Below are 5,878 nucleotides of genomic sequence, written 5' to 3'. Positions count from 1 at the left end.
AGGATCATGTGGCCGGTGCGGTCGGCGGCGTAGCAGGCGCGGCGGACCGGGGACTTGCCGTGGTCGCGGGTGTGCCCGCCGAAGCGGCGCTGGTCGATGCGGCCTTCGGGCGTGCGGTTGAACGGCAGGCCCATCTTTTCCAGGTCCAGTACGGCGTCGATGGCTTCCTTGGCCATGACCTCTGCCGCGTCCTGGTCTACCAGGTAGTCGCCGCCCTTGACGGTGTCAAAGGTGTGCCATTCCCAGTTGTCTTCTTCTACGTTGGCCAATGCGGCGCACATGCCGCCCTGTGCCGCACCGGTGTGTGAACGGGTGGGATACAGCTTGGTCAGTACAGCGGTTCGCGCGCGCTGCCCGGATTCGATGGCGGCGCGCATACCGGCGCCACCGGCACCGACAATGACGACGTCGTACTTATGGACCTGCATACCGGATGCTCTTTCTGTTGAATCTGAAGGTGAAGGCGTGAGCCGGGCTACGGGGCCGGGCAGAAGGAGGGCAGCAGTTCGCTGGCTGCACCCGTCGGGCACGGATCGAAGGTGAAGATCACCAGGGTGCCGAGCACAATGATCACCACGGTGGCCGCGTACAGGACGGTCTTCAGCCAGAAGCGGGTGCCGTCCTTCTCTGCGTAGTCGTTGATGACGGTGCGCACGCCGTTGGCGCCGTGCAGCATGGCCAGCCAGAGCATGACCAGGTCCCAGATCTGCCAGAACGGATCCGCCCACTTGCCGGCGACGAAGCCGAAGTTGATCGCGTGGATACCTTCGCCGACCATCAGGTTGACGAACAGGTGGCCGAAGACCAGGACGACGAGCACAATGCCGGACAGGCGCATGAACAGCCAGGCCAGCATTTCGAAATTGCCGCCCTTGGACTTGTTCCGCGTGTACTCCGGGGCGATGCGGCCCGAACGCGGGGACTCGATGTTTGCAGTCGACATGATTTAGGCTCCGAACACGATCGAGAGGTGGCGGATAAGGAACGGGACCATGACAACCACCCACAGTCCAAGGACACCCCACAGCAGCTGGCGCTGGTACTTGGGGCCCTTCTTCCAGAAATCAACGAGGATGATGCGCAGGCCGTTGAACGCGTGGAAAACGACGGCGGCGACGAGGCCGGCCTCACCGAGTCCCATGATCGGGTTCTGGTAGGACTGGATCACGACGTTGTACGCCTCAGGGGAAACCCGCACCAGCGAGGTATCCAGGACGTGCACCAGCAGGTAGAAGAAGATAGCGACTCCGGTGATGCGGTGACCGACCCAAGACCACATGCCCTCACGGCCGCGGTACAGGGTGCCGGATGATGTCTTCGACACTGAATTAACCTTCCTGCGTCGCCAAGGACGTTCGCGCGGGATCCACGCAGAGGATGACGACGATGGCGAGCTCGCTTTAGCTCCAACCTAATCTAGGTTCGGCCTCAAGCTTATTCAATTTAGTAGTTCCTATGTGGAACTTTACGGATGGGGCTACCGTTAATTGCGGGACCCCCGCCGTTGTGTAGCCAATTTCACACAGTTTCAGGCTGTAGGAATACCAAGTTTAGTAGTGTTCGGCGTTTTGGGATCCGCTTCTTCTCCGTGGTCTAGGATGTGCACTGATGAGTACAGACAAGGCGCCAGCCGTATCCCAGGAAACAGGGCCCCAGGCACAGACCGGGCCCCAGGAATCCGCACAGCGGAGTGCGGTGCTTGACCGGTTCGTGGGAGTGATTCCCGCGGGCGGAACCGGAACCCGCCTGTGGCCGCTGTCCCGCGCAGCCGCACCCAAATTCCTGCACGATCTGACAGGTTCGGGCAGTACCCTGATCCGCTCCACCTATGACCGGCTGGAGCCGCTTGCCGGCCGCCGCATCCTTGTGGTCACGGGGGAAGCGCACCGCCTTGCCGTCAAAGCCCAGCTTCCGGAACTGGATGAATCGGACCTGGTGCTTGAAAGCGAGCCCAAGGACTCGGCCGCGGCGATCGGTCTGGCTGCGGCCATCCTCTATACCCGGGATCCGGAAACGATCATGGGCTCCTTCGCCGCGGATCAGGTCATCACCCCGGACAGCGACTTCCGCGAAGCTGTCTGCGAGGCCATCCATACGGCGGCGGAGGGGTACATTGTCACGATCGGCATCAAGCCGACCCATCCGTCCACCGGCTTCGGCTACATCCGTGCAGGCCGCAAGCTCGACGTCGGCGGGGCGCCAAGCGCCTTCGCGGTTGCCGAATTCGTGGAGAAGCCGTCCGAGGATGTCGCCAGGAAGTACCTGGAAACCGGCGACTACCACTGGAACGCGGGCATGTTCGTTGCGCCGGTCTCCCTGCTGCTCAAGCACCTCGAAGCGGGGGAGCCGGAGCTCTACGCCGGCCTGATGGAAATCGCCCAGGCCTGGGACACGCCCCGGCGTGCCGAAGTCACGCAGCGGATCTGGCCTGCCCTGCGCAAGACCGCCATCGACTATGCCGTGGCCGAACCGGCGGCGGCGGCCGGCGATGTCGCCATGATCCCCGGCGAGTTCAGCTGGGACGACGTTGGGGATTTCGCCGCGATCGGCCGGCTGAACCCGGCAGCCGTCAACTCCAACCTGACGGTGATGGGCGAGGGCGCACGGGTCTTCTCCGAGGCCGCCTCCGGCATCGTGGTTTCCGATACCAAGCGGGTCATCGCGCTGATCGGCATCGACGATGTCGTCGTGGTGGATACCCCGGACGCCCTGCTGGTGACCACCAAGGAACACGCGCAGCAGGTCAAGAGTGCCGTGGAGCACCTGAAAGCCAGCGGCGACCACGACGTCCTGTAAAAACGTTACCCTTGTGATGTGCAGAACAAAGTAGGCGATCGAGTCACGCTGCCCCACATGGGCGTCTGGGTAGCGCCCCTGTTGGACGAACTGACGAGTTTCCGCCGGGACCTGCACGCCCACCCGGAGCTCTCACACAAGGAATACCGGACCACCGACCAGCTGGTGAACCGGCTTGAGCACGCGGGCCTGACTCCGAAGCGGCTGGAGGATACCGGCTGCTTTGTGGACGTCGGCGAGGGGCCGATCAAGCTGGGGCTGAGGGCGGACATTGACGCGCTGCCGATCCTAGAGGAAACCGGACTGCCCTATGCATCCAAGCACAAGGGCATCTCCCATGCCTGCGGCCATGACATCCACACCACGGTGATGCTCGGCGTCGCCCTGGCGCTGGCCCGGCTCTACGACGAGCAACCGTTTGATGGGCGGGTGCGGATCATCTTCCAGCCTGCCGAGGAAACAATGCCGGGCGGCGCCCTGTCCGTCATCGAACAGGGCGTGCTGGCGGAGGTCCCGCGGATACTGGCGCTGCACTGCGACCCGCGGATCGACGTCGGCCTCATTGGGACCCGCATTGGTGCCATCACGTCCGCCTCGGACACCGTCCGGATCGAGCTGTCCGGCCGCGGCGGCCACACCTCCCGTCCGCACCTGACCGAGGACATGGTCTACACCATGGCCCAGATCGCGGTCGGGGTCCCCGCTGTGCTGTCCCGCCGCATCGATGTGCGCAGCGCCGTCTCCGTGGTGTGGGGACAGATCCGCGCCGGTTCGGCGCCCAACGCCATCCCGGCCGCCGGTTATCTGGCCGGGACCATGCGCTGCCTGGAAGCGGAGGCCTGGCATTCGGCCGGCCAGCTTCTGGACGAAGTAGTTAAGCAGGTGGCGGAACCGTACGGCGTGGACGTGAAGCTCGAACACATCCGCGGCGTGCCTCCAGTGGTGAATTCGGAGAGGGAGATCGGCCTGATCGAGGCTGCCGCCCGCGCCGAACTGGGCGAGGACGCCGTGGTACTGACCCCGCAGTCCATGGGCGGGGAGGACTTCGCCTGGATGCTGCAGGAAATACCCGGCGCCATGCTGCGGCTGGGTACGCGGAGGCCTGGCGGGGAAACCTTTGACCTGCACCGCGGCGACTACGCACCGGATGAGCATGCGATCAGCTGCGGGGTGCGGGTCATGGCCGGCGCAGCCGTGCGGGCCGTCCGCGGCTACCGGCACTAGCTACCTGCCGGTAACGGCTCTTGAATGCTCTTCATTAATCGTTCAATAAATTTCCGGTTCTTCCCCTCCGCGGGACGGCGTGGCACTAGGGTAGGCACTGTAACCGCGCCCTGAGGAGCATCGCGAACCTTCTGCGATGCCGATTGTCCTGGAGGAACAGTGAAGAATTCGTTGCCGAAGAACCGACTGCGCGCCACGGCCGGACGCAAGGCCACCGCCGGGGCTGCCTTCCTGGGAGCCTCGGCCCTCGTGCTGGCAGGCTGCGGCGCACCGCCGTCGGAAGAGGGCGGTGCAGCAGGCGGCGGGAACAGCGATTACGCGGGCTGCATCGTCTCCGACGCCGGCGGTTTCGACGACCGCTCCTTCAACCAGTCCAGCTACGAAGGCCTGCAGGCCGCCGAGCAGGATCTGGGCATCAGCATCCGCCAGGCCGAATCCCAGTCCGAGGTGGACTTCACCGGCAACGTGGACAGTATGGTCCAGTCCGGCTGCAACCTGGTGCTGACCGTCGGCTTCCTGCTGGCGGACACCACCCGGGCGGCCGCGGAAGCGAATCCGGACACCCATTTCGCCATCGTCGACGACAACAGCATCGACCTGGAGAACGTCAAGCCGATCATCTACGACACGGCCCAGGCCGCGTTCATGGCCGGCTATCTGGCCGCCGGCCAGTCGCAGACAGGCAAGGTGGCCACCTACGGCGGGCTGAACATCCCGACCGTGACCATATTCATGGACGGCTTCGCGGACGGTGTGGCCTACTACAACCAGCAGAAGGGCGTCAACGTCCAGTTGCTGGGCTGGGACAAGGCCGCCCAGAACGGTACCTTCGTCGGCAATTTCGACAACCAGGCCAGCGGCAGGACCAACACGCAGAACTTCATCAATGAAGGTGCGGACGTGATCATGCCCGTCGCCGGACCGGTTGGACTGGGCACCATGGACGCCGTGATCGAGGCCAACGCCGCCGGCGAGGACGTCAAGGTCATCTGGGTGGATTCGGATGGCTACGAGACCGCAGGCAAGGGCGAGGAATACATCCTGACCTCCGTGATGAAGCTGATGGGCGATGCGGTGGAAGAGGTCATCCGCTCCGATGTGGAAGGCAACTTCGACTCCACGCCGTTCGTCGGAACCCTTGAGAACGGCGGCGTTGCCCTGGCCCCGTTCCACGACCTGGACAGCGAGGTCTCCGAGGAGATGAAGACCGAGCTGGAGGACATCAAGGCCGGCATTATCTCCGGAGAGATCACGGTCGAGTCGCCGGCCAGCCCCCAGCAGTAGCTGACGATTGGTGCCAGCCGTGAAACTCGAATTGCAGGGAATTACCAAGAGATTCGGTTCCCTCGTGGCCAACGACCATATCGACCTGGTTGTGGAGCCGGGCCAGGTGCACTGCCTCCTCGGCGAGAACGGTGCGGGAAAATCCACGCTGATGAATGTCCTCTACGGCCTTTATGAACCGACCGAGGGACGCATCCTCATCGACGGGCGGCCCGTCACCTTCGGCGGACCCGGGGACGCCATGGCCGCCGGGATCGGCATGGTCCACCAGCACTTCATGCTGGTGCCGGTGTTCACCGTGGCGGAGAATGTGGCACTCGGCAACGAGGCCACGAAGGCCGCCGGGCTGCTGGACCTGGACCAGGTCCGCCGGAAGATCCGGGACATCTCCGGCAAGTACGGGTTCGACGTCGATCCGGACGCCCTGGTGGAGGACCTGCCGGTCGGCGTGCAGCAGCGGGTGGAGATCATCAAGGCGCTGGTGCGGGATGCCGAGGTCCTGATCCTCGACGAGCCGACGGCGGTGCTCACGCCCAAGGAAACCGACGAACTGCTCGCGATCATGCGCCAGCTG

The 5,878-nt window shown here is 64.3% G+C and carries 7 protein-coding genes; 4 read left to right on the top strand and 3 right to left on the bottom strand.

The genetic code is table 11. The features are described from left to right. From AC5RW2_RS39940 to sdhC, 3 genes are all read right to left on the bottom strand, one after another. Window positions 1-428, bottom strand: a 428-nt coding sequence (locus tag AC5RW2_RS39940) for an FAD-binding protein (protein ID WP_494075227.1), incomplete at its 3' end; no start/stop codon positions are given. Window positions 429-475: 47 nt separating this feature from the next. Continuing rightward, a complete protein-coding gene (locus AC5RW2_RS39935) occupies window positions 476-943 on the bottom strand; it encodes a succinate dehydrogenase hydrophobic membrane anchor subunit (protein WP_494030770.1) in 468 nt (155 codons plus the stop codon). 3 nt (window positions 944-946) lie between these two features. Next, window positions 947-1,324 (bottom strand): succinate dehydrogenase, cytochrome b556 subunit, encoded by a 378-nt coding sequence (gene sdhC / locus AC5RW2_RS39930; protein WP_494030771.1) that lies wholly within the window; start codon window positions 1,322-1,324, stop codon window positions 947-949. A 284-nt stretch (window positions 1,325-1,608) separates the two neighbouring features. Here sdhC and AC5RW2_RS39925 point away from each other — a divergent pair, with 284 nt between their 5' ends. The 4 genes from AC5RW2_RS39925 to AC5RW2_RS39910 form a co-directional block, all read left to right on the top strand. Next, a complete protein-coding gene (locus tag AC5RW2_RS39925; RefSeq protein WP_494030772.1) occupies window positions 1,609-2,796 on the top strand; it encodes a mannose-1-phosphate guanylyltransferase in 1,188 nt (395 codons plus the stop codon). A gap of 57 nt (window positions 2,797-2,853) precedes the next feature. Further along, window positions 2,854-4,020, top strand: a complete 1,167-nt coding sequence (locus AC5RW2_RS39920; protein ID WP_494030807.1) for an amidohydrolase — start codon at window positions 2,854-2,856, stop codon at window positions 4,018-4,020. A 159-nt stretch (window positions 4,021-4,179) separates the two neighbouring features. Further along, entirely contained in the window at window positions 4,180-5,304 is a 1,125-nt protein-coding gene (locus AC5RW2_RS39915) for a BMP family lipoprotein (RefSeq protein WP_494030773.1), read from the top strand. A 19-nt stretch (window positions 5,305-5,323) separates the two neighbouring features. Continuing rightward, window positions 5,324-5,878, top strand: a 555-nt coding sequence (locus AC5RW2_RS39910; RefSeq protein WP_494075226.1) for an ATP-binding cassette domain-containing protein, incomplete at its 3' end; no start/stop codon positions are given.

It is taken from the genome of Arthrobacter sp. B0316-1-20, assembly GCF_059091865.1.
Note: the sequence above shows the minus strand (reverse complement) of the source record. Positions and strands in the feature narration are given on the sequence as shown.

What these genes read in the sequence shown, in the direction of transcription:
- AC5RW2_RS39935 (WP_494030770.1), bottom strand. Translation starts at nt 943, where the DNA reads ATGTCGACTGCAAACATCGAGTCCCCGCGTTCGGGCCGCATCGCCCCG.
- AC5RW2_RS39925 (WP_494030772.1), top strand. Translation starts at nt 1,609, where the DNA reads ATGAGTACAGACAAGGCGCCAGCCGTATCCCAGGAAACAGGGCCCCAG.
- AC5RW2_RS39920 (WP_494030807.1), top strand. Translation starts at nt 2,854, where the DNA reads ATGGGCGTCTGGGTAGCGCCCCTGTTGGACGAACTGACGAGTTTCCGC.